This is a genomic window from Capnocytophaga endodontalis (genome assembly GCF_002209445.1).
Lineage (GTDB): Bacteria > Bacteroidota > Bacteroidia > Flavobacteriales > Flavobacteriaceae > Capnocytophaga > Capnocytophaga periodontitidis.
On sequence record NZ_CP022022.1, the window covers coordinates 2,058,447 to 2,077,964 of the forward strand.

Sequence of the window (19,518 nt, forward strand, 5' to 3'; positions counted from 1 at the left end):
ATGGAAAAGAAACTAAAACATTTAGAATTTATACAGAATGCCATTAATAGAATGGCAAGTAATTCCTTTATTATTAAAGGTTGGTGTATTACACTTATAGTAGGCTTATTTGCTTTAGTAGAAAAAGAGATAATTCAAAACTATATTCTATTCTCTTTTATACCATTGTTATTTTTTTGGTTTCTTGATGCATATTTCTTGAAAAAAGAAAAAGAATATAGAGAATTATATGATGATGTAAGAGAAAAAGAGGAAGAAGAGATAGATTTTTCAATGAAAATTGAGCAAAAAAAATGTTACGGAAATTCCTTTTTTTCACAAACATTGATATTTTTCTATTTTATACCGTTACTAGTTTTAATAATTACTTTTTTAATAATAATTTATGGAATACAAATATGATATAGCTTTATCTTTTGCGAATGAAGATAGAGAATATGTAGAAAAAGTAGCTGCAATTTTAAAAGAAAGTGAAGTTTCTGTTTTCTATGATAAATATGAAGAAGTTGATTTATGGGGGAAAGATTTAGGTATTCATTTTGAATATATTTATCAAAGAGCCTCTAAATATGTTATTCTTTTTATCTCACAAAACTATGCTCAGAAAAAATGGACAAATTATGAATTTAGAAATGCTTTATCAAGGGCAATAGAAAGTAGAGATGAATATATTCTTCCTGCTAAGTTAGATGATACAAAATTAGAAGGATTAAGAGACTCTATAGGTTTTTTAGATATAAAAAGAATGTCACCAGAACAGCTCGCTTCAAAAATAATAGAGAAACTAAAACGAGAAATAAATATTCCTCTACCTCAAAAAGAACAAGCTAATAGTGATGTAGATGTATATTTATCATCTCAAATTATGCTTTCTAATTATAATTATAGTTCAGGAATTGTAGGAGTAATAGTTACTAATAAAATAAAAGAGCATAGATATTTTGATTCTCCTATATTTGAAATTAGTGAACCTTTATTTAATACTAATACCTTTATTTTATTAAACCCTATGGAAAATATTTCTTTTCCTAAAAAAATGGAATATGGAGAATCTTATAGTATTCATTATCCATTAAAAAAAGATGTTTTAGAAGAATTAAAGAAACTAAGAGGTAAAGAGGTCTTTTTAAAAGCTATTGTTAGAACATCAATAGGAGAAAAATTTGTATCTAACGAAATGAATATAGATAATTTATTTTAAATAGAAGATAATCCTCAAAAAAGATAATATCAACCCCCAACATTGCAATATTAACTCGGTAGAAACCAAAATCAAGTCCGTAGGATACAATATAAAGTCCGTAGAACACAATATAAACTAGAAATTTACTAAAATTATTTGTTTAACCATTAAAAAAGACAAGAAAATGGCTACAAGATTTATCTCATTCGAAAAATTCAAGAATTATTCCTTCATTTTTGAGAATATTTCCAAGAGTGATGTTCTATATAACAATTAATCATATAAGAAAATGAAAATCATAGGAATTAGTGTACGCACTACCAATCAGAACGGACAAGCGATGCAGGATATCGGAAACCTTTGGCAACGCTTTTTTAGCGAGCAAATTTTGGCAAAAATACCCAATAAGGTAAGCGATGCCATTTACAGCATCTACACCGATTACCAAAAGGACTATACCGAGCCTTACACTTGTATAATAGGAGTGGAGGTTACCACGCTCAGCACAATTCCCGACGGCTTAGAGGGAAGGGAATTCCCTGAACAAACCTTTCAAAAGTTTGTAGCCAAAGGCGCAATGCCTCAAGCAGTAGGGGCGATGTGGCAACATATCTGGGACAACGATGCCACGCTCAATCGCACTTATATATATGACTATGAGTGCTACACCGAGAAGTCTCAGCAAGGGGATACCTCCGAAGTAGATATTTTTATAGGTGTAAAAGAAAACAAATAATCCTAACAAACAAATGAAAAATTTATATAACGAAGCAGATAAGAACGAAATACTCAATCGGTTAGAAAATCTGAAAGTAGATGCCGTACGTCAGTGGGGAAAGATGAACATTGTACAGATGTTAGCCCACTTGAACGTTTCTTTAGAAACTCCTTTAGGGAAAAACTTTCCCAAGCGGGCATTTATCGGTAGGCTTATAGGAAAATTGGTAAAGAAAAAGTTTATCAACGACCAGCCTATGCCTAAAAATTCTCCTACTGATAAGATGTATGTCATCACAGACATCTCTATGGAGGATTTTGAGAAAGAAAAGCAACGAGCTAAAGAGCTGATCACCCTTTTTTATAACAATGGAAGGGAAAAATGCAGTCAGCACCCGCATTCTTTCTTTGGCAAACTCACTCCCGACGAGTGGGGAATCCTGCAATGGAAGCATTTTGACCATCATCTGCGACAATTTGGGGCGTAATGAATGCAATGCTACTCAATTAGAAATAATTTGTAAAAAATTAGTGTTAGACAAGTAAGAGTTAATTATCTTTAGCACTTAAAAAAGTAGTACAATGAATGACTTCGAGCAATATATAAGGGAAACTGAACCCCATCGTCGTGAAAAAGGTGAGGCGTGGCAGACGGCTATTGGCTTGCAGGCGGTAGATGGATTGAAACCCTCGGATTATCTCGTGCAAACGGCTAAGCAACACATCGAGGGGGATATTACTATAGAGGAGGCTAAGCACCTCATTGATAGTTATTATCAGTCCAAGACAGTACGCCACGAGCAGGGAGAAGAACGCACTGAGGAAGCCGACAAAGTTTCGGCGCGCATCACCGAATTGCTTACCGAGTCAGCTTTTAGCTTTTCCCCAGTAGCATATATAGGCATTCATCGCAAGTTATTCACCGGTATTTACAAGTTTGCAGGCAAATTGCGCGACTACAATATCACCAAAAAGGAGTGGGTACTCGGTGGAGACACGGTTCTCTACGCCAGTGCAAACAATTTGCGTGAGACTTTAGACTATGATTTCGAGCAAGAAAAATGTTTTTCTTATCAAGGCTTGCCTGTAGAGGAAGCTATCAAGCACATAGCTAAATTTGTATCAGGACTCTGGCAAATACACCCTTTTGGTGAGGGAAATACACGTACAACGGCAGTTTTCACGATTCAATATCTGCGTACCTTTGGCTTTGCGATGAGCAATGAAGCCTTTGCTTATCACTCTTGGTATTTTCATAACGCCTTAGTCCGTGCCAATTATAACAACCTTGCTAAAGGGATAACAGCGACTACTGAATACATAGAACGTTTCTTTAGAAACCTAATTTTAGGCGAGGAAAACGAGCTTAAAAATAGGTATTTATTAGTAGGGGATGAACTTCAAAGTGCAAAAGAGCAAATTCCAAAGGGCAAAATTTGCACTTTGAATTGCGCTTTGGAGGAAATGGCAGTATTACAATACTTACAACAAAATCCTACCGCTACTCAAAAGATTATTGCTGAGCATATAGGAAAATCGGAACGCACCGTAAAGACTATTACAGCAAATCTGGTAGAAAAAGGACTTATCGAACGCAAAAATGGTAAGCGAAATGGCTTTTGGGAAGTAAAAACAAACAATTAATCTTAAAATAAGTATCATTATGAAAACAACTTTCAATTTTGAGCTTTTTAAAAAGCGTTTAAACCTATTTTTAGAAAAGATAAAAGACCTTGGTGGCGAGGTCTCTTACGATAGAAAAGCCTGCTACAGAGGATGAAATCAAAGCTATAGAGGCACAATTGGGCTATACACTGCCTCCGCATTTCCGCGAAGTACTTTTGGAAAACACCGCTCATTTGGATTTTTATTGGGATATTAATGATATTACGGATGAGGGAGACATTTCTCTACCTGATAAATTAGTTGAAATCTTTCGCGGACAGTTGCTTTTTGGATTAGATTTGCTTTTGGACTATGAGGACGATCGCAAAGGTTGGGTAAAAGAGGTATATCCCGATTACAATAACGAATATGATCGCGTTTGGCATAATAAAATGTCCTTTCACCAAGTAGGCAACGGCGATTACATCGCTATTGAGTTAGAGCCAGAGAACTATGGTAAGGTTGTGTATCTCAGTCACGATGGTAGTGAGAACCACGGGCTTTATATAGCCGATAACTTTAAGGAATTCCTGATGAACTACGCTGCTATCGGTTGTACAGGGGGTGAGGATTGGCAATGGGAGCCTTTTTATACCAAAGGCAAAGGCTTAGACCCCACTTGTGAGAACGCCCAAGCGTGGTATAAGGTATTGGGGATAATACCTGAGGAATTAAGAAACAACAACAACTCGTAACTCTTAACTCATAACTCATAGATCTTAACTAAATTAAATGTTACCAGAAGAAGAAAACTACGCCGTTAGCAAATTTGAATCAATGCTCAAAGAGAATAATATCCTCTTTTTTGATGTGGATGAATTTGAGGAGATTGTAGAATATTACGTAGAATATGGGCGTATTAGTAAAGCCAAACGTGCCTTAGAGATTGGATTATCGCAACACCCCGATGCGTCTTCACTGAAATTGCTAAATGCTGAGCAATTGGTGTTTGAAGACCGTTTGGAGGAAGCTTCAGAAATTCTCAATGAATTGCTTGTGCTTGAACCTATGAATGCCGAAGTACACGCACAGCAGGCTAATCTGTATTCTAAAATGAACAAACATCACCGTGCTATTGAGTTGTTGCAATACGCCCTCACTCTTACTGATGATGTTTCCAATATTTATGCCTTAATAGCAATGGAATACCTCTATATAGAGGATTATACCAATGCTAAAAACTATTTTATCAAATGTTTGGAACAAGACCCTCAGGACTATACAGCACTACAACAGTTAGTATTCTGTTATGAAGTTTTAGGCGATGTACAAGAGGCTACTTCTTTCTTAAATCATTACTTGGATCAAAATCCTTATTGTGAAGTTGCTTGGTATTATCTCGGCAGACTCTATTTGGCTATTGGTGATTACAAAAATGCTTTGCGTTGCCTCGATTTCGCTATTATCAGTGACGATACTTTCACGGGGGCTTATTTTGAGAAAGCGCGTGTGCTCGAAATGATGGAAGATTACGAAAAAGCCATTGAGAACTACAAAATTACTCTCACCCTTGACGATCCTTCAGCTTTAGCTTATTTACATATAGGTCGTTGCTATGAAAAAATGCATAATGATACTAAAGCAGAGGAGTATTATTTTAGAGCTACTCACGAAGATCCTCAATTAGACAAAGCGTGGATTACCTTAGCCGACTTTTATTACTTGCGCCATAATCACAGCAAAGCCTTGAAATATATTCAGAAAGTACTCACTTTTGAACCTAATGAGCCTTATTATTGGCGTCGCTATGCCGAATTAAATTATTTTGAATTCCAAAATCTTGAAGAAGCTGAATATGGCTATCGCAAGGCTGTACAAAATGGCGATTATTCTTATAATACGCTTATTGAATGGGTAGATTTGATGTTCCTCACCAAAAAATATGGAGATGCATTGCCTATTGTTGCAGATATAGTACATATTTATCCACACGAACTCAACAATTATTTTCGTCTTTCCTTAGCTTATTATGGTGTAGGTGATGAGCATACAGCATTGCAATATTACCAAATGGGCGTTACTAAAGCTCCCGAATGGCAATCTTTCTTTGAAAACAAGTTTAACTTCAAAATGTAATTATTATGGGCATAGTGCTCCGTCAGTCGTTTAAGAATGTAGTGGCTACCTATTTGGGGTTTGCCATAGGGGCACTGAACACCCTTTTCTTATTTACTTACTTCCTTTCAAAAGCACAATATGGCTTGGTGAGTTATGTTACTTCCACTGCCACTATTCTCTCTCCACTTATCGCTTTTGGAGTAAATAATACTTTAGTACGTTATTATACGGCTTACCAGCATAAGGAAGAGCAAGCAAAATTCAACCTAATGCTTTGCTTTTTACCTTTGCTCATCATTGTACCTGCTACCTTTATTGGGGTAATTGGGTACGAACAAATCGCTCAATGGCTTTCGGCAAAGAATACAGAAGTACGCGATTACGTTTTGCTCATTTTTCTCACTTCAGTAGCAATGGCTTACTTTGAGATTGCTTATGCATGGACACGTGTACAGCTAAAAACTGTCTTTGGCAATTTCCTCAAAGAAGTATTCCATAGGGTAGGGGTAATGCTCCTGCTATTAGCTATTTATTTGCAAATTATTGACTTTTACCAACTGATATGGGGGGTGTTCTGGGTCTATACTTTGCGTATGCTTTTGATGTTCATTTTCGCTTTCTATGTACGCCGACCACAATTTGCTTGGGGATTGCCAAAGAACAAAAAAGAAGTTTTTTTGTATAGTCTTTTTGTGATTTTATCGGGGTCTGTAGCTTCTGTATTGATGGATATTGATAAGTTTATGCTCAACCAATACCTGCCTATTAGTGAGATTGCCATATACAATGTAGCTATATTCACTGCTACTGTGATTGCCATTCCTTACCGTAGTATGTACCAGATTGTAAGTCCCCTAACAGCACAGTTTATGAACCAACAGAAACCTCAAGAGCTTGCGGATTTGTACAAGCGCAGTACGGTAAATACTTACTTTGTGAGTATGGTCATTTGTGTGCTTATTGTGGTGAATGCCCAGCAGTGTTACGCCCTCCTATCCGATAAGGATTATAGCACAGGGCTTGGGGTGCTTATCATCATATCCGTAGTGAAACTCTCTGATGCCTTAGTAGGTTTCAGCAATGCGGTATTACTCAATTCTCCTTACTATCGCACGGTGCTATTTTTGGGCGTTTTCTTGGTCATAGGCACTGTTTTAATGAATATGTGGCTCATCCCTATTTATGGGATTAATGGAGCTGGATTTGCTACTCTTTTAGCTTTTACTTCGTATAATCTTCTTAAGTCGGGATTTGTGTATCGCAAATACAACTTACAGCCTTTTTATAAAGAAACTCTACAGACTACTCTCTTTGGTATCGTAGCCATAGGAGGTTTCTTCTTTTGGGACTTCCCATTTCACCCGCTGGTGAATATCAGCTTTAAATCATTGCTCGTAGGAGCCTTTTGGATATGGGCACTTATCAAATTTCGTTTGTCAGAAGAACTATTAAAAATACTTAAATAAATATGCATCCACGTATCAAAAACATTCTTGAAAATTACACTTATCCTATTATCAAATCTATTACTTACCCTAATGGTGATATGCTTGTTTTGGAGGGACAATGGATTAAAGAGAAGTATCACCTAAGAATTTTGTGCAAATCGTCCTTAGATAGTTATTTTTCTTATAACGAAGAGGATTATGTCTCTAATCTCTATCCGAAAATTATGGTAGAGAATGCCCAATATAAAATTTATGGAGGTGAATGTAGTTGGGAAGGAGATGGTTTTATTTACATTATCAATAAAGAAAATGGGGAACTTTTATGGTTTTTGTTTTTGGATAATAGCGAGTATTTTAAGGAAGCCTATTTTGAGGATACAAACCATATAATCGCTCGTTCTGAACTTGGCTTACGACTAAGAATTCCTATTAATGAACCTGAAAAACTAAGTGTAATAAAATGACTTTAGAAGAGATAAAAGCAATTGTCTATTACATTCAAGGCTTACAAGCCCTTTGGAAAGAAGGCTATAATGCTAAAAAAGTAGGAGATTATACTTCCAATTTTATATGCAAAGACTTCAGAGACTATAATACCACAAATGAGCTGTGGGAGGTTGTCAATGAGTTACAGTTTATGGGAGAAGGAGAAGAATGGGAAAAAACCAAAGAAGAAGTAGAGGCTCTCATTCAAGAAAAATTAGGAATTAGAATTTGCGACCCTATCAGTACACTTTCTTACACAATTAACTTGTTTATAAAGCAACTTACCAATGATTTTTCAACCAATTCGCTAGTTTTATCATTTATAGAACAGACAAAAGAGCTTATTACTTATCAAGAATATACTTTGGCATTGGAAAACTTACTGAAAAGCCTTTTGGAAAAATGTATTTTTATTCCAAGAGATACTTTGGCTATTATTGATGTAATAGATGATTCTTATATTAAGAGATTACAGGCTTCATTATGGGGAGTGTAAAACCAAAATTTTTCTAATTATTTTTGATACTTCTTTGTGAAATTATTATTTTTGCAGAAAAATATTTTTTATGAAAGAAAAAAGGAATATCAAACAAAAAATTAATTTATTTATAGGTTCGATTGGAGCCTTTATAGGGGTAGCAGTGTTTGTAGCTTATATTCCTCAAATTATGGCTAACTTAGAAGGACACAAAGCACAACCTTGGCAACCATTGTTTGCAGCAGGATCTTGTCTTATCTGGGTAGTGTATGGATGGACAAAAGAACCTAAGCCCGATTATATTCTCATTATTCCTAATTTGGTAGGGGTTGTTTTAGGATTCTTAACTTTTATTACTTCACTTTAAATACGTTACTTTTTGAAAAAATTGTAACTAAGCTGTATGAAAAACATAGATTTTTTGATGCTGAATAATCATCAGAAATTCTTTTGTTTGTTTTCTTTGGTAGGTTATTCTTTTTTATCTATCTTTGTCGGTGCTATTTGAAGAGTAATTAAATTTTAAACTTACCAAAATATTATGTCTAAAGAATTAGAAAATGTAATGACCAATCACTTTGAAAAAAAACACCTTATCGCTTTGATATCTATAGTGATTGTAACCGCTGTAGTGTGGAATTTGCCTACTGAGGTGTTTCATATTAGCGGACTAACGGTGGTACATCAGCGAATTATCGCTATTTTTGTGTTTGCCACTCTTATGTGGATTAGTGAGGCTATCCCTTCGTGGGCTACTTCGTTGGGTATCATCACCCTAATGTGTTTAACGGTTTCTAACCACAGTCTGTTCTTCTTTAAAGGAGAAGAGAACGAGATTTTCGGAAAACTACTCAGCAGTAAAGAGATTATGGCTACCTTTGCCAACCCTGTGATTATACTCTTTTTAGGTGGTTTTTTCTTGGCTATTGCCGCTACCAAATCGGGGTTAGACGTCTTGCTTGCCAAAAATTTGATACGTCCGTTCGGAAATAAAAGCGAGAATGTGTTATTGGGTTTCCTGCTCATTACGGGTATTTTCTCAATGTTTGTGAGTAATACCGCTACGGCAGCTATGATGCTCACTTTCCTTACTCCTGTTTTTGCAGCATTGCCTGCAAGTGGCAAAGGACGTACCGCGCTCACGATGAGTATTCCAATTGCTGCTAACTTGGGAGGAATGGCTACCCCTATCGGTACACCTCCTAACGCTATTGCTCTGCAAGCTCTCAACGACCCCAAAGGACTGAATATGGGCGTTGATTTTGGTGAATGGATGTCGTTTATGTTCCCATTGGTACTTTTGTTACTCTTCATCTCGTGGCGACTTATATTAAAATTCTTTCCTTTTACTCAAAAAACAATTAACTTACATATTCTAGGAAAAGTACACCAAGGTTGGCGTATGTGGGTAGTAAGTGGCACTTTTATCGTTACCATTCTTTTATGGCTACTCCCCAGTGAACTAACAGGCATTGATGCCAATACCGTTGCCTTAGTGCCTATGGGTATTTTTGCAGCAACAGGCGTGATTACCGCCAAAGACCTACAGTCCATCAATTGGAGTGTTATTTGGATGGTAGCAGGAGGTTTCGCTTTAGGTTTAGGTATCAATGAATCGGGCTTAGCCAAACTTGCTATTGATACCATTCCATTTGGGTCGTGGTCGCCTATAATAGTATTGATTGCCTCAGGACTTATTTGTTATCTTCTCAGTAACTTTATTTCCAATACCGCTGCGGCAGCTTTGTTAATTCCTATTTTGGTAACTATTTGTCAAGGAATGGGAGAAAACCTAAGCGCAATAGGGGGTACCTCTACAGTGCTTATTGGGATAGCTTTGGCAGCATCATCAGCGATGTGCTTACCTATTTCTACTCCTCCAAATGCCATTGCGTACTCTACAGGCTTAGTAAAACAAAACGATATGCTAAAAATGGGGCTTATCGTAGGGCTTATCAGTATGGTGATAGGGTACCTTGTTTTGTATGTTGTAGGAGAAACACATCTCTTAGGATAATATGAAAAACATCATTATCTTACTTGTATATATGTTAGATAAAAAAATGAATTATGAATTACGACAATTTTTTTCTTCCTGCGGAAAATTTTGAAGAAAGTAAACAATTTTTTGCAGAAGTTTTAAATCTGAAAATCAAGTTTGATTTTTCAGAGATAGGAATGATAGCTTTCAATGTGGGAGATGAAGAACCTGCCATTATTTTGAAAGATAAGACGAAATTTCCCCATACCAAACCAACAATTTGGATCGAAGTAGATGATGTAAAACAAATATATGATGAGTTGCAAGGAAAGGGTATATCATTTTTAAGTCCGCCGTTTCCTATCAGAACGGGTTGGGCGATTGAGTTTTTAGACCCATCAGGAAATGTATTAGGTTTTACGGATTACAAAGCAGAAAAATAAAATCTCTCTAGAAGTAATAAATTATGGCACTTTGGCAATATCAATTTACGATCATACCTAATCAATATATATTGAAAGATATATCTAATGAGGAGTTTGAATATGAATTATGGGAACACGCTAATATTCATAAAGAAGATTTTATGCAGGTGAACTCTTTTCTGCCAAAGACTAAATCTTGGAGTGAGAATTTAGATATATATGGCAATACTGATTCTAACTGTTTGGAAGTATTTTTTGATAGAGAAGATAGAGTTACTTCAGTTTCTTTGAGAATAGATTTCAGAACTGATTACAATAAAATACTTTATCAGTTATTATCTTTTTTCAAAGCAAAAGATTATACTTTATTGGATGAGAACTTACAACCAATAAAAACAATAAATAATGAAAGTTTGGAAGTAATTATAAAGCAATCTGCTCAATACAAAAAATATAATGAATTAGCATACCTTACAAATAAGAAGTAAGAAAAATTAAAAAATGAAGAACATTATCATCACAGGTACCAGCCGAGGGATAGGCTTTGAACTGGTACAACAGTTGGCATCGCAAGGACACAATATCTTAGCTCTTTCACGGCATACAGCTCCCATAGAAGCACTAAAATTACCCAAAGTACATTGTTTTCCTTTTGACATTACCTTAGCTACAGATAGAGAAGCCGTAGCGCAGTTTGTAAAAGAGCAATGGCAAAAGGTAGATATCTTGATTCACAACGCAGGCAAACTTATCAACAAACCTTTTGAAGCCCTTACAGAAACCGACTTTTTAGAAGTGTACAAGGTAAATGTATTCGGAGTGGCGCAACTCACCCAGAAAGTATTGCCTTTTATGAGGAATGGCTCGCACGTGGTAAGTATCAGCAGTATGGGAGGGATACAAGGAAGTTTGAAGTTTGGCGGTTTGGCAGCGTATAGTTCCTCTAAAGGTGCTCTTATTACCTTATCGGAGCTCTTAGCCGAAGAATACAAAGAGCGCGGTATCATCTTCAACACCTTAGCCTTGGGAGCCGTACAGACCGAAATGCTCACTGAAGCCTTCCCTGATTATAAAGCTAATATCACCCCACAGCAAATGGCACGCTATATTGCCGATTTTGCCCTTAATGGTAGTAAGGTATTCAATGGAAAAGTATTACAAGTAGCCAATACAACACCTTAAAACACTAACGAGTAAAGAATAAAAACTAATATTTAATAATATGTATATCATTATTTTAACGTATCAAAAAGACCTTTCAGAGGTTGAAAAACATTTAGAAGCACATCGCGCTTATTTAGATAAGCATTATGCTTCAGGACATTTTGTTGCTTCAGGAGCACAAGTACCCCGTGTAGGTGGTATAATTTTGTGCAAGGCAGGTAGTAGGGGAGAGGTAGAAACTATCATTGCCCAAGACCCTTTTTATCAGCACCAAATAGCAACCTACCAGGTCATTGAGTTTACTCCTACCAAATTCTCTGAAGAGTTCGGTAAGGTACTCTCTTAAAACCACAATTAACAAGTGAAAATTATTTTTCTAACAGCCCTTACTTTCTCAGTCTTAATACTCCTGCTTTATTACCTAATTCAGCAGTCTAAAAAGCCTTCGGGTTTTGTAGGTGTAATAATGATGAGACTTTTTAATCGTGTTTATATACCAATGGTACAATGGGCATTAGGACTTTATAAACCGTCAGAAGCTCCACGAAAAATATTAGATATAGGGGTAGGAAATGGCAAATCAACTGTCCTACTCACTGAATATTTTCCTCATAGTGAAGTTTGGGGAATTGAAATATCCGAAATCGCTATTAAGGAAGCAAAGAAGCTTCATACAAGGGCTATCTTTCAGTTAGAGAACATTCAGCATACCTCATTTGGTGATAAAACTTTTGATTTGATAACTGCTTTTCAAACACACTTCCATTGGCAAGACCTCAAAGAGGCTTTTTTGGAAGTCAAACGCATACTCTCAGACAAAGGCATTTTTCTCATTGCTTGTGAATATGCAAAGATTAGTTATTACCTTCCTAAGCTAAAAAGAACAGAAGATTTTAGTCAATTTTTAAGCTCAGTAGGACTATCCTTAATACAAGAAGAAAGAATGCAAGGTTGGGTACTTTATAAATTAATAGATACTGAATATAAGTAACTTATAATAATAATATAAACCTTTTATTTAATATGTATTTTATAAAGTATCTAATTACTATGTATATAAATGTGAAAATAATCTAATAATCAGTATATTAACCACTAATTTAAACAAAAGTAACAAGCATTTATTACGCTTACTAATGCTTTCGTTTTTGTTATAATACTTATACTTTAGCTTTAAAATGTTTTAATAAAATATTAATAACCAATATTTTAATATAATAATTATATATGAGTAAAAATATAGTCTCTACTACCAGGAGGAAACGCAAGGCAAATCGCTCCAAAAAGGTAGGTTTGCCTGCCGGTAGTCTGGTGTATTTCGGTAATAAAGAGAAGCCTCTCAATATAGAAGTCTTTGCCTATAACGAGCATTCTTGTGAGGTAAAGAAAGTTTCTTCGGCTGAAGAAGCCCTTAGATTTATAACCGACAATCATATCACGTGGGTAAATGTAAACGGCTTGAACAATATCGAGGAAGTAAAAAAGTTTGGGGCTTATACTCATTTAAATAACCTGCTCTTGGAAGATATACTCGATACCGAGCACCGTCCGAAAGTGGAAATCCTCGACGACCATATTTTAGTGATAATCAAAATGCTTTACTACGGTAAAGATGAGCAACTCATTTCAGAACACTTAGCGTTATTATTGGGCAAAAACTACCTCATCACTTTTCAAGAAAGTGAAGGTGAAGATGTCTTTGAACCTGTCCGTAAACGTTTGCAAAATACTGATAGCAGTTTGCGTAAACGCTCAGCTGATTATTTGTTATTCGGACTCTTAGATGCTATTGTAGACAACTATTTTGTGATTTTGGATAAAGTAAGCGATAAGATTGAAGCCATTGAAGACGAGATTATTATTCACTCTCGTGAAGATATGATTTCCGAAATTCAGTTGCTAAAAAAGAGTGCTATATTTTTGCAAAAATCGATTGTGCCTTCGCGTGAGGTAGTAAACAAGATTGAGAAAACCCCTCATCATCTTATCGACACCGATACTAAGCACTATTTCCGTGACCTCCACGACCACACAGTGCAAATTGTCGAAACACTCGGTACCTACCGTGATATCCTTTGGGGACTTACTGATACCTATATGGGGGCAATGAGTAACAAAATGAACAACATTATGCGCTTGCTCACCCTTATTTCTACTATTTTTATTCCGCTCACTTTTATTGTGGGGGTATACGGTATGAATTTCAGGTATATGCCTGAATTAGAGCTATGGTGGGCATATCCGTTAGTATGGTTGGTGATGATAGGTATTTCAGTAGCAATGATTTTCTACTTCAAACGCAAAAAATGGCTTTGACTTTCGTAAAAATGCACTATCTTTGCGCGCTATGAATTTGTTAGACGAGAATGTACAACGCTTTATCAGGGAATACGAGGGGACAACTACAACATTGCTCCTCAAAAAAACTGTGTTTAATGGCATTTCTAACAAAGAATTAACACAACAGATTGAAGGCAGACGTACAGCAGCTAAAAAACTCCCTTTTTTGCTTACTGCGGAAGGTATATTGTTTCCCCCAACACTTAATTTAGAGCAAACCTCCTCCGAGGCAACCGCTCAGTATAAGGCACAAGGCTTGCACGGAGAACGTTTTTTAGACCTTACTTGTGGGTTCGGTATTGATGCATTTTTTCTTTCAGAGAAGTTTAAAGAAGTTACGTTGGTAGAACAAAATAAGGAACTTCTCAGCAAAGTAGAACATAATTGGCAGGTTCTAGGGCGCAAGGCTACATTTATAAATGGAAGCGCAGAAGCTTTTTTGAAAGCAACAACAGCACATTACAACCTTATTTATCTCGATCCTGCCCGTAGAGACATACTCAAACAAAAGAAGTTTCTCTTAGAAGACCTCTCACCTAATATTTTAGAGTTACAGTCTGTACTATTGCAAAAAGCAGATAAAGTGCTTACCAAACTATCACCTATGATAGACATTAGTTATCTGTTGCATACGCTACCCAAGATAACACATATTCATTTGGTAGCCTTGCGCAATGAAGTAAAGGAGGTATTGGTAGTACAAGAACCTAAAAAAGAAACGCAAGTACAAATACATTGTGTGAATTTGGAGACTGAAGAGCCTATTTTACAATTTGCAGAAGAAGTGTTGCATAGTTCTCAAGTGGTGTATAGTGCGCCTAAAAAGTACTTGTATATTCCTAATAATGCTTTGTTAAAATCAGGAGCTTTTAACTATATAGCGCAGTATTTTGAGGTAGAGAAGTTGGACGTAAATACCCATCTATACACTTCCGAGCGGCTAAAAAAGCCCTTTGCCGGACGTGTTTTGCAGGTAGTAACTCCTATCAATCTTAAAGAGTTAAAAAAAGGTAGTAAATATTGTATTCTCTCTAAAAACTATCCGTTATCGGTAGCAGAAATTAAAAGGAAATACCGTATCGTGGAAGGTGGTAATGAATATCTTATCTTTACCCGTTCCGTTGAGGGGTTGGTCGTACTTTTAGGGAAGGTAATCGAGTGAGAAAGTTTTTTCTTTTGAGGTAAAAATGCTTAGTAAACGATAGTTGTACACTGGGAGTAATCAAGCGAATAGGTTTGTTATCCGTAGGATAAACTGACTTGTTATTAAAGATTCCCGATAAGGCTACAGTCCAATCATCTTTCAGATATACAAACGAAAAGCGCGTCACAGAAGTAGGATAAACCTTAATATTCAGCTGTTACAGTATGTCCATTTGGTTACCAAAATTCAGTCCACCGATAAACGCCCCTGTAAGTAACCAGTGTTTGCCAGCTACCCACGAATAGCCATAGCCCACGTGAAAACCTATTTGGAAATTCTCAAAAGCCTCGCTACTCACATTCTCTGTTTTAGCATCAGGCTCTATGCGATGCCAATAGAAACCACTGCCAAAAAGCAAACTCCCCGCCGATTTCACTTGGCGTTCGCTTTGCTCAAAGGCAGCTCGTGCCGAAAACTTGTCAGCACGCCATACGTAAGTGCTTTCTACACCTATTTGCTGGGTAGAAAGGGTAGGGAAGAGGGTGTAATTCCCTTTACCTCTATCGATATAAAATCCTGTATAGTCTTGATAATAAGCATCTATAAGTATGCGTTTACCGTATTTATGTGCTTGTATATCAATACTGCGAGTTTTTAGATTTGTTTCATTTTTTAGTCGGAATAAGTTCTGTGCATAAAGTACGTTAAGCCCTAATATCTTGCGCAAACCTATTCCAACTCCTAAACTAAATGGGTAGTTGGGTGAATAAGCCTTTTTCCCTTGCGTAAGTATGAGCATTTTGGTAGGAGTATATGCTCTGAGCCATATTTCTTGCGGATAAGGTTGAATGTAGGTAGTATCGCGCTCTTGTGCAAAGAACGAAAGGCAACCTCCCCATAAAAATATCAATAATAAGGCTCGTAAATTCATTATAATATATAAAAACGGGTGCAAAAGTAATACATTTTTAGCAACTATGAAAATCATACTCAAATACTTTTCCTCACTTAGTGAGTTGCAACAACAACAATTTGCAGAGCTCAAACCGCTATACGAAAAGTGGAATGCTCAAATAAACGTCATCTCGCGCAAAGATATAGACGATTTCTACGAGCGACACGTGTTGCATAGTTTGGCTATTGCTAAGCGCATTCAGTTCGTTGATGGCACGGTACTATTAGATGTCGGTACTGGTGGAGGCTTTCCTGGCATACCTTTGGCTATAATGTTTCCTAACTGTCAGTTTACATTGGTCGATTCTATCGGAAAGAAAATAAAAGTAGTACAAGAAGTAGTAAAAGCTTTGAGGCTCACCAATGTAACGGCTATGCAGATAAGAGCCGAAGAACTAAAAGATACTTACGACTTTGTGGTAAGTCGTGCCGTTACTCAAATGAAGGACTTTGTACCTTGGGTAAAAGGAAAGTTCAAGAAGACTTCCAAAAACGACCTCCCTAATGGTATTCTTTACTTAAAAGGCGGTGACCTTACTGAGGAGTTAGCTCCTTTCCCTAAGGCAGAACTGACTGATATTAGTAGTTATTACGATGAACCTTTCTTCGAGACTAAGAAAATAGTGTATTTACCTTTTTAAGCCCCTATTATAAAGATTGTAGGTCGTTTTTGTATATCAATATTTACTTTTTTCCAAAGATGTATAGGGTGTGTTTTGATTTCTTCAGTAGGAAGTGTAATATCACAAGCTATACATAAAAGAGTATCAGCTTGTAAGTTATCCATAAGGTCATTAAACATTTGTTGGTTACGATAAGGAGTTTCTATAAATAGTTGAGACTGTCCTTCACTTGCTTTGCGTTCTAGGGCTTTCAGTATTTTCTTGCGTTCTTGCTTATCAATAGGTAAATAACCATTGAAAGCAAAATTTTGTCCATTGAGTCCGCTTGCCATCATTGCTAATAAAAGTGAAGAAGGACCTACTAAGGGGATAACCTTTAATCCTCTTTGATGAGCTATACGCACTATATCAGCACCAGGATCGGCAATACCAGGACAACCAGCTTCCGAGATAATACCTATAGAATTCCCTTCCATACAAGGAGCGAGAAAGTTACTAAAATCACTATTACGCTGGTGCTTATCAATTACAGCAATTTGTAAATCAGCTTGTTTTTTATCTGGTACCATCAGTTTGATAAACTTTCTTGCTGATTTTTCATTTTCTACTACAAAATAAGTAAGTGAATGCAGTATATTGCTCACTTGTGTTGGTAATACATCAAGAGCGCTATCTCCTAACAAATTAGGGATTAAGTATATATTTCCTTTTGTTTGTTCCATTTATCTGTTATAAAATTTGCTAAAAATTCCTTTCCAACGATATTGCCTTATCCATTTACCTTCTTCTGCAGAGAGTAAGTAAGGTTGTTTTTCTTGTTTTGCTTTGTAAAAACCTTTGCAATAATCTAAGAAAAGTTTGCCACTACGTTTCTTTACAGCTAATTTTATTGCAGCAAATAATGTGAGAAGTACACCATATCGCATACGATAAAATACACTTCCTTGTAAATAACGGGCATTGCTTTTATAACCTGCCCCTGTAGGACGAAGATGTTTTACGTGAAGAGTTTCATCAGTTTGTACTGTCCATCCGTGATAACGAGCTAATAACTCATCTGCTGTATCCCACCCCATTGCTATTTTTAATCCTCCTATGGCTTCAAAACACGCTTTCCGATATGATTTTACAGCACCTCTCAAATGGTCTTTATTTGTGAGATTTTCAAGTACCCATAAGCCATTTTTCTCAATATAACAAAAGCCTCCAAACATTCCTAACTGAGGATTTTTGCTATATTCTTGCTTCATTACTTCAAGATAATTATTGGGAAAAATAAGGTCAGCATCAAATTTACAAATCACTTCTATGTCTTCTTTTAGATAAGGAAGTCCATAGTTAAAAGTTTGTACAACTTTAGCTCCAGGTAAGTGTTCTCCTTTTTCACCACGTTGTACTAATTGTACTATAGGATACTTAGAAGCAATGTGATTTACTACCTCAGCAGTACTATCAGTAGAACCATCATCTACCACTATAATTTGAAAAGGAGGATAAGTTTGATTGAGCAGAGAATGCAGTGTAGTACCAATGCTTTCTGCCTCGTTATAAGCAGGGATAACAATTCCGATATTCATTTTACTTAGCACTATCGGTTTCTATAAGTCCGTCTTTTAATCGGATAATACGCTTAGCATACCGTGCAATATCTTCCTCGTGAGTAACCAAGATAACGGTATTTCCTTTTTGGTAGATTTCGTCAAAAAGGTTCATTATTTCATAAGAAGTTTTAGAGTCGAGATTTCCTGTAGGTTCATCTGCTAAAATAATAGAAGGGTGATTTACCAAAGCACGTGCGACAGCCACTCTTTGCCGTTGCCCTCCTGATAACTCATTAGGTTTGTGAAGCATACGATTGTCTAAGCCTACTAATTTCAATACCTCTTTAGCACGCTCGTGTCGTTTTTCTTTCTTAACACCAGCATATACCATTGGGAGAGCCACATTATCTAAAGCTGTAGTACGTGGCATCAAATTAAAAGTTTGAAATACGAAACCTATTTCTTTATTGCGTATATCAGCTAACTCTGAATCACTCATCTTGCTCACATCCTTTCCATTTAAGATATATTCACCAGAAGTGGGAGTATCTAAGCAGCCTAAGATATTCATTAAGGTAGATTTTCCTGATCCTGATGGTCCCATTAGAGCAACATACTCTCCTTTTTCTATGGAAAGATTGATACCTTTTAGTACGTGTAGTATTTCAGAACCTAATCTAAAATCGCGTTTGATATTTTTAATTTCTAGTAAACTCATCTTTTCCTTACTGAATTTTTTGATTTAAAAAATCTAACAACTTTCCAAAAGCTTTTCCACGGTGACTGATACGATTTTTTTCGTCTTGAGTGAGTTCAGCAAAAGTTTTATCAGAGTTTTCAGGAATAAATATAGGGTCATATCCAAAACCATTAGTTCCTATAGGAGTTGTGCTTATATTTCCTTTTGCAATACCCTCAAAAGTATATACAACACCTTCTAAGCACAAGGCTATAACAGTTTTAAATTGAGCTTCTCGACAAGAGATTCCCTCCATATTTTTCAAAAGCAATTGTACATTATCCACATCGCTTTTGTGTTCACCTGCATAACGTGCTGAATATACCCCTGGAGCATTATTTAATGCTTGGACTTCTAACCCTGTATCATCAGCAAAAACATTACAGTGATACTGTTTTTGAACGTATTGTGCTTTTAGTAAGGCATTGTCCTCAATGGTAGTAGCTGTTTCAGGAATATCCTCATTACAGCTAATGTCATCCAAACTCAACAATTGAATGTTTGGAGGTAAAAGGGCTTGTATTTCCCTTAATTTATGCTGGTTATGGGTAGCAAATACTAATTTCACAACT

General features: G+C 36.2%; 24 protein-coding genes and 1 pseudogene. 20 read left to right on the top strand and 5 right to left on the bottom strand.

The annotated features are described in order from the left end of the window. The 19 genes and pseudogenes from CBG49_RS09180 to CBG49_RS09270 all read left to right on the top strand — a co-directional run bounded on the left by CBG49_RS09180 (position 1) and on the right by CBG49_RS09270 (position 15,107). Positions 1-402 (top strand): hypothetical protein, encoded by a 402-nt coding sequence (locus CBG49_RS09180; protein WP_088594257.1) that lies wholly within the window; start codon positions 1-3, stop codon positions 400-402. Further along, positions 386-1,201, top strand: coding sequence for a toll/interleukin-1 receptor domain-containing protein (locus tag CBG49_RS09185; RefSeq protein WP_088594258.1), 816 nt, complete (start codon positions 386-388; stop codon positions 1,199-1,201). The genes CBG49_RS09180 and CBG49_RS09185 overlap by 17 nt, the downstream gene beginning before the upstream one ends. Positions 1,202-1,472: 271 nt before the next feature. Then, complete coding sequence (locus CBG49_RS09190) at positions 1,473-1,919, top strand: GyrI-like domain-containing protein (protein ID WP_088594259.1); 447 nt, start codon at positions 1,473-1,475, stop codon at positions 1,917-1,919. Between the two features lie 13 nt (positions 1,920-1,932). Next, a complete protein-coding gene (locus CBG49_RS09195; RefSeq protein WP_002667695.1) occupies positions 1,933-2,388 on the top strand; it encodes a DUF1569 domain-containing protein in 456 nt (151 codons plus the stop codon). A gap of 94 nt (positions 2,389-2,482) precedes the next feature. Further along, positions 2,483-3,544, top strand: a complete 1,062-nt coding sequence (locus CBG49_RS09200) for a Fic family protein (protein ID WP_088594260.1) — start codon at positions 2,483-2,485, stop codon at positions 3,542-3,544. Positions 3,545-3,563: 19 nt separating this feature from the next. Further along, positions 3,564-4,260 (top strand): annotated as a pseudogene (locus tag CBG49_RS09205) (SMI1/KNR4 family protein). 37 nt (positions 4,261-4,297) lie between these two features. Next, entirely contained in the window at positions 4,298-5,641 is a 1,344-nt protein-coding gene (locus CBG49_RS09210; protein WP_088594261.1) for a tetratricopeptide repeat protein, read from the top strand. 5 nt (positions 5,642-5,646) lie between these two features. Beyond that, positions 5,647-7,089 (top strand): lipopolysaccharide biosynthesis protein, encoded by a 1,443-nt coding sequence (locus tag CBG49_RS09215; protein WP_088594262.1) that lies wholly within the window; start codon positions 5,647-5,649, stop codon positions 7,087-7,089. A gap of 2 nt (positions 7,090-7,091) precedes the next feature. Next, positions 7,092-7,535, top strand: coding sequence for a hypothetical protein (locus tag CBG49_RS09220; protein ID WP_009419748.1), 444 nt, complete (start codon positions 7,092-7,094; stop codon positions 7,533-7,535). Continuing rightward, on the top strand, positions 7,532-8,053 hold the full coding sequence (locus CBG49_RS09225) for a hypothetical protein (RefSeq protein WP_088594263.1): 522 nt from the start codon (positions 7,532-7,534) through the stop codon (positions 8,051-8,053). Before CBG49_RS09220 ends, CBG49_RS09225 begins: the two co-directional genes overlap by 4 nt. Before the next feature lie 70 nt (positions 8,054-8,123). Continuing rightward, complete coding sequence (locus CBG49_RS09230; protein WP_009414533.1) at positions 8,124-8,402, top strand: SemiSWEET family transporter; 279 nt, start codon at positions 8,124-8,126, stop codon at positions 8,400-8,402. 174 nt (positions 8,403-8,576) lie between these two features. After that, entirely contained in the window at positions 8,577-10,052 is a 1,476-nt protein-coding gene (locus CBG49_RS09235) for an SLC13 family permease (RefSeq protein ID WP_088594264.1), read from the top strand. A gap of 53 nt (positions 10,053-10,105) precedes the next feature. After that, complete coding sequence (locus CBG49_RS09240) at positions 10,106-10,459, top strand: VOC family protein (protein WP_088594265.1); 354 nt, start codon at positions 10,106-10,108, stop codon at positions 10,457-10,459. A 23-nt stretch (positions 10,460-10,482) separates the two neighbouring features. Further along, positions 10,483-10,929 (top strand): hypothetical protein, encoded by a 447-nt coding sequence (locus CBG49_RS09245; protein ID WP_088594266.1) that lies wholly within the window; start codon positions 10,483-10,485, stop codon positions 10,927-10,929. A 13-nt stretch (positions 10,930-10,942) separates the two neighbouring features. After that, positions 10,943-11,623: an SDR family NAD(P)-dependent oxidoreductase gene (locus CBG49_RS09250; protein WP_088594267.1), complete on the top strand. Its 681-nt coding sequence runs from the start codon at positions 10,943-10,945 to the stop codon at positions 11,621-11,623. Between the two features lie 40 nt (positions 11,624-11,663). Next, positions 11,664-11,951 (top strand): YciI family protein, encoded by a 288-nt coding sequence (locus tag CBG49_RS09255; RefSeq protein WP_088594268.1) that lies wholly within the window; start codon positions 11,664-11,666, stop codon positions 11,949-11,951. 15 nt (positions 11,952-11,966) lie between these two features. Then, entirely contained in the window at positions 11,967-12,596 is a 630-nt protein-coding gene (locus CBG49_RS09260) for a class I SAM-dependent methyltransferase (RefSeq protein ID WP_088594269.1), read from the top strand. Between the two features lie 236 nt (positions 12,597-12,832). Beyond that, entirely contained in the window at positions 12,833-13,921 is a 1,089-nt protein-coding gene (gene corA, locus CBG49_RS09265; RefSeq protein ID WP_088594270.1) for a magnesium/cobalt transporter CorA, read from the top strand. 31 nt (positions 13,922-13,952) lie between these two features. Next, a complete protein-coding gene (locus CBG49_RS09270; RefSeq protein ID WP_088594271.1) occupies positions 13,953-15,107 on the top strand; it encodes a class I SAM-dependent methyltransferase in 1,155 nt (384 codons plus the stop codon). 199 nt (positions 15,108-15,306) lie between these two features. Here CBG49_RS09270 and CBG49_RS09275 read toward each other — a convergent pair whose 3' ends face one another. After that, positions 15,307-16,020 (bottom strand): DUF4421 family protein, encoded by a 714-nt coding sequence (locus CBG49_RS09275; protein ID WP_227002863.1) that lies wholly within the window; start codon positions 16,018-16,020, stop codon positions 15,307-15,309. A gap of 46 nt (positions 16,021-16,066) precedes the next feature. On the opposite strand from CBG49_RS09275, the gene rsmG reads away from it, so the two are divergent. Further along, complete coding sequence (rsmG, locus tag CBG49_RS09280) at positions 16,067-16,684, top strand: 16S rRNA (guanine(527)-N(7))-methyltransferase RsmG (RefSeq protein ID WP_088594272.1); 618 nt, start codon at positions 16,067-16,069, stop codon at positions 16,682-16,684. Here rsmG and CBG49_RS09285 read toward each other — a convergent pair. From CBG49_RS09285 to CBG49_RS09300, 4 genes are read right to left on the bottom strand one after another with little or no spacing between them, the layout of a single operon-like run. Beyond that, positions 16,681-17,388 (bottom strand): SAM-dependent methyltransferase, encoded by a 708-nt coding sequence (locus CBG49_RS09285; RefSeq protein WP_088594273.1) that lies wholly within the window; start codon positions 17,386-17,388, stop codon positions 16,681-16,683. The genes rsmG and CBG49_RS09285 overlap by 4 nt on opposite strands. Beyond that, a complete protein-coding gene (locus CBG49_RS09290; protein WP_088594274.1) occupies positions 17,389-18,243 on the bottom strand; it encodes a glycosyltransferase family 2 protein in 855 nt (284 codons plus the stop codon). It lies immediately after the preceding gene. Between the two features lies 1 nt (position 18,244). Continuing rightward, complete coding sequence (locus CBG49_RS09295; protein ID WP_009751145.1) at positions 18,245-18,925, bottom strand: ABC transporter ATP-binding protein; 681 nt, start codon at positions 18,923-18,925, stop codon at positions 18,245-18,247. 7 nt (positions 18,926-18,932) lie between these two features. Next, entirely contained in the window at positions 18,933-19,514 is a 582-nt protein-coding gene (locus CBG49_RS09300) for a non-canonical purine NTP diphosphatase (RefSeq protein ID WP_088594275.1), read from the bottom strand. Positions 19,515-19,518 lie beyond the last annotated feature (4 nt).

Excerpts from the sequence above, each read along its gene's own strand:
- CBG49_RS09180 (WP_088594257.1), top strand. The coding sequence starts at position 1 with ATGGAAAAGAAACTAAAACATTTAGAATTTATACAGAATGCCATTAAT.
- CBG49_RS09185 (WP_088594258.1), top strand. The coding sequence starts at position 386 with ATGGAATACAAATATGATATAGCTTTATCTTTTGCGAATGAAGATAGA.
- CBG49_RS09190 (WP_088594259.1), top strand. The coding sequence starts at position 1,473 with ATGAAAATCATAGGAATTAGTGTACGCACTACCAATCAGAACGGACAA.
- CBG49_RS09195 (WP_002667695.1), top strand. The coding sequence starts at position 1,933 with ATGAAAAATTTATATAACGAAGCAGATAAGAACGAAATACTCAATCGG.
- CBG49_RS09200 (WP_088594260.1), top strand. The coding sequence starts at position 2,483 with ATGAATGACTTCGAGCAATATATAAGGGAAACTGAACCCCATCGTCGT.
- CBG49_RS09210 (WP_088594261.1), top strand. The coding sequence starts at position 4,298 with ATGTTACCAGAAGAAGAAAACTACGCCGTTAGCAAATTTGAATCAATG.
- CBG49_RS09215 (WP_088594262.1), top strand. The coding sequence starts at position 5,647 with ATGGGCATAGTGCTCCGTCAGTCGTTTAAGAATGTAGTGGCTACCTAT.
- CBG49_RS09220 (WP_009419748.1), top strand. The coding sequence starts at position 7,092 with ATGCATCCACGTATCAAAAACATTCTTGAAAATTACACTTATCCTATT.
- CBG49_RS09225 (WP_088594263.1), top strand. The coding sequence starts at position 7,532 with ATGACTTTAGAAGAGATAAAAGCAATTGTCTATTACATTCAAGGCTTA.
- CBG49_RS09230 (WP_009414533.1), top strand. The coding sequence starts at position 8,124 with ATGAAAGAAAAAAGGAATATCAAACAAAAAATTAATTTATTTATAGGT.
- CBG49_RS09235 (WP_088594264.1), top strand. The coding sequence starts at position 8,577 with ATGTCTAAAGAATTAGAAAATGTAATGACCAATCACTTTGAAAAAAAA.
- CBG49_RS09240 (WP_088594265.1), top strand. The coding sequence starts at position 10,106 with ATGAATTACGACAATTTTTTTCTTCCTGCGGAAAATTTTGAAGAAAGT.
- CBG49_RS09245 (WP_088594266.1), top strand. The coding sequence starts at position 10,483 with ATGGCACTTTGGCAATATCAATTTACGATCATACCTAATCAATATATA.
- CBG49_RS09250 (WP_088594267.1), top strand. The coding sequence starts at position 10,943 with ATGAAGAACATTATCATCACAGGTACCAGCCGAGGGATAGGCTTTGAA.
- CBG49_RS09255 (WP_088594268.1), top strand. The coding sequence starts at position 11,664 with ATGTATATCATTATTTTAACGTATCAAAAAGACCTTTCAGAGGTTGAA.
- corA (WP_088594270.1), top strand. The coding sequence starts at position 12,833 with ATGAGTAAAAATATAGTCTCTACTACCAGGAGGAAACGCAAGGCAAAT.
- CBG49_RS09270 (WP_088594271.1), top strand. The coding sequence starts at position 13,953 with ATGAATTTGTTAGACGAGAATGTACAACGCTTTATCAGGGAATACGAG.
- CBG49_RS09275 (WP_227002863.1), bottom strand. The coding sequence starts at position 16,020 with ATGAATTTACGAGCCTTATTATTGATATTTTTATGGGGAGGTTGCCTT.
- rsmG (WP_088594272.1), top strand. The coding sequence starts at position 16,067 with ATGAAAATCATACTCAAATACTTTTCCTCACTTAGTGAGTTGCAACAA.
- CBG49_RS09285 (WP_088594273.1), bottom strand. The coding sequence starts at position 17,388 with ATGGAACAAACAAAAGGAAATATATACTTAATCCCTAATTTGTTAGGA.
- CBG49_RS09290 (WP_088594274.1), bottom strand. The coding sequence starts at position 18,243 with ATGAATATCGGAATTGTTATCCCTGCTTATAACGAGGCAGAAAGCATT.
- CBG49_RS09295 (WP_009751145.1), bottom strand. The coding sequence starts at position 18,925 with ATGAGTTTACTAGAAATTAAAAATATCAAACGCGATTTTAGATTAGGT.